Source organism: uncultured Methanobrevibacter sp. (assembly GCF_902801725.1).
Lineage (GTDB): Archaea > Methanobacteriota > Methanobacteria > Methanobacteriales > Methanobacteriaceae > Methanocatella.
Genome location: NZ_CADCJB010000077.1, coordinates 1 through 2,435 on the forward strand (window position 1 = coordinate 1; position 2,435 = coordinate 2,435).

Below are 2,435 nucleotides of genomic sequence, written 5' to 3' on the forward strand. Positions count from 1 at the left end.
GAAATCATGATAATTAAATATTTTCATCTATACTGGGTGAAACTGGGATGGTGGAAATACAAATCCTGAACATCTACTATAATCACTGACATAACCTGAACCAACTAATGATGCAAAGGTAACTACTTGAGTATTATTGGAAAAGTTGAGGGTAAGATGCTGAAATTATTTATAAACAATTGATGACAAGCAATTATTGTTATGCCAACGCAATATGAAGCTGGTCAAAAAGAACCAAAAGTTGCATAATCCAGATTCACCCTTGCTTATTGGGGAAGTTAATGATGGCGATGTTGTAAAAGAGGTTAATGAACCCAGCTTTATTGATGATCAGACTAGATTATTCTAATAATTGTTTTTTAAATCCTTCTTTTGCTTTTATCTAGATGTCTGAATTTGTGGCATTTTTGCCACTATAACTATTAAAATATTAATGAACAAATATTTTTTCATGGCTCTTGAAGAAAAATTGTATGGCAATCAATTTGAAAGAAACATTGTGGGCAGTGCAATTAAATCCATAAGCAATAAATGGACTTTTTACATTTTAAAAGATTTGTTTTTGGGAAAAAAGCGTTTTTCACAATTTCAGGAAAATCGTCCAAATCTAGACAATAAATCTCTTGCAAGATGCCTTAAATCAATGGAAAACAACAATCTAATTGAAAAAAAGATTAATAATCATGAAACGGAATATTTCTTAACTTCAAAAGGAATGAAACTAAATAAGGTATTGTATGAATTAATCATTTTTGCTTTGGATACCCATGAGGGAGATTTTTACACGAATGAAGAAATCATCTTCATAAAAGAAAAGTATATTCATATTCTTAATTTATAATTTTGAGGCGATACAATGTCTTTTATTAAAAAATCCGGTTTAATAATTATATTGGGTTTAATTGCCTGTACTGCGGTTAGCGGGGATGACAGTATGGATGATTTAGTTAAAGTCAAAATCAATGATGAGGTATTTGATGTTAAATTGGAAAACAATTCCGCCACACAGGAACTGGTTAAAGAACTGAAAAAAGGAAATGTCACAGTTAATGCATCGGAGTATGGTGGTTTTGAAAAAGTAGGTGAATTGGGTTTTTCACTTCCAACAAATGATGAAAATATTGGCACAAATCCGGGAGATATTGTATTGTATCAGGGGGACAAAATATCCTTGTTTTACGGTTCCCATTCATGGAGCTATACAAAACTGGGTAAAATAGATAATGTTGACTCCAATAAGCTAAAGGAAGTTCTGGGTTCTGGTAATGTTATATTGGAGTTCAGTTTAAACTAATTTAATTAATATGGTGATATTATGGATATTGAGATAACAAAAGAATGGGATAAGGTTTTTCCCAAAAGCGATAATGTAGACCATGAAAAGGTAACATTCAGAAATAGGTATGGAATCACTTTGGTTGCAGATTTATACAAACCAAAAGATTCTAAGGAAAAATTGCCTGCTATTGCATGCGCAGGACCATTCGGTGCTGTAAAAGAGCAGGTTTCAGGTCTCTATGCGCAAACATTGGCTGAAATGGGATTTTTGACAATAGCTTTTGATCCATCATTTACCGGTGAAAGCTCAGGTGAGCCTCGTGATATGGCATCTCCAGACATCAACACTGAAGATTTCCAGGCTGCAGTTGACTATCTTGTCACATCAGATGATGTTGACAGTGACAGGGTCGGAATTTGTGGAATCTGCGGATGGGGAGGAATGGCATTAAATGCTGCGTCCCTTGATACCCGTATTAAAGCAACAGTCACCTCAACAATGTATAATATGACTCGCATTACTGCAAAGGGGTATTATGATGCTGATGATAATGCCAATGCAAGGTATGAAATGAAAGTTGCCCTAAACAATCAGAGAACCGAAGACTTTAAAAATGGAGAATATGCAAAAGCCGGTGGGGTCATAAAAGAAGTGACTGATGACCTGCCACAATTTGTAAAGGATTATCATGACTTTTACATTGAACCGTTGGGATACCATCCAAGATCTCCGGGTTCAAATGATGGATGGAATGTAATAGGATGCATGTCATTCATATCTCAGCCGATTATAGCTTATTCTGATGAAATCAGAACACCAATTTTAATGATTCATGGGGAAAATGCACATTCCAGATATTTCTCAGAGGATGAATTTGCAAAATTGACTGGGGACAATAAGGAGCTAATGATTATTCCTGATGCGGTTCACACGGATTTGTACTATAAAACTGATGTAATTCCATTTGAAAAGATTGCAGAATTTTTCAATGAAAACTTGTAAGTTACTTTAAAAAGTAACTATTATTTTCTTTTTTTGTTTCAAGAAAAATTTCACTATTATTAATAGGATAATTTCGTTACTATTATGCAAACATGCAATTAATTTTAATTTTTTAACAAGAATTAGGTGTATTGTATAAAACAAGTTTAACTAA

3 protein-coding genes are annotated in these 2,435 nt (G+C 33.4%); all 3 read left to right on the forward strand.

Features of this window, described 5'->3' with window-relative positions:
- The first annotated feature begins 451 nt into the window (after positions 1–451).
- Genes QZV68_RS10115 through QZV68_RS10125 form a run of 3 tightly spaced genes read left to right on the forward strand, consistent with a single transcriptional unit; the run spans position 452 to position 2,281 of the window.
- Positions 452–841 carry a helix-turn-helix domain-containing protein gene (locus QZV68_RS10115; protein ID WP_296880875.1) on the forward strand — a complete coding sequence of 130 codons (390 nt, stop codon included), beginning with the start codon at positions 452–454 and terminating at the stop codon, positions 839–841.
- Between the two features lie 15 nt (positions 842–856).
- The gene (locus tag QZV68_RS10120) at positions 857–1,294 is read left to right on the forward strand and encodes a cyclophilin-like fold protein (RefSeq protein WP_296880876.1); all 438 of its coding nucleotides are present in this window, start codon (positions 857–859) and stop codon (positions 1,292–1,294) included.
- Positions 1,295–1,315: 21 nt separating this feature from the next.
- The gene (locus tag QZV68_RS10125; protein WP_296880877.1) at positions 1,316–2,281 is read left to right on the forward strand and encodes an alpha/beta hydrolase; all 966 of its coding nucleotides are present in this window, start codon (positions 1,316–1,318) and stop codon (positions 2,279–2,281) included.
- The last annotated feature ends 154 nt before the right edge of the window (positions 2,282–2,435 follow it).

What these genes read in the sequence shown, in the direction of transcription:
- QZV68_RS10125 (WP_296880877.1), top strand. Translation starts at nt 1,316, where the DNA reads ATGGATATTGAGATAACAAAAGAATGGGATAAGGTTTTTCCCAAAAGC.
- QZV68_RS10120 (WP_296880876.1), top strand. Translation starts at nt 857, where the DNA reads ATGTCTTTTATTAAAAAATCCGGTTTAATAATTATATTGGGTTTAATT.
- QZV68_RS10115 (WP_296880875.1), top strand. Translation starts at nt 452, where the DNA reads ATGGCTCTTGAAGAAAAATTGTATGGCAATCAATTTGAAAGAAACATT.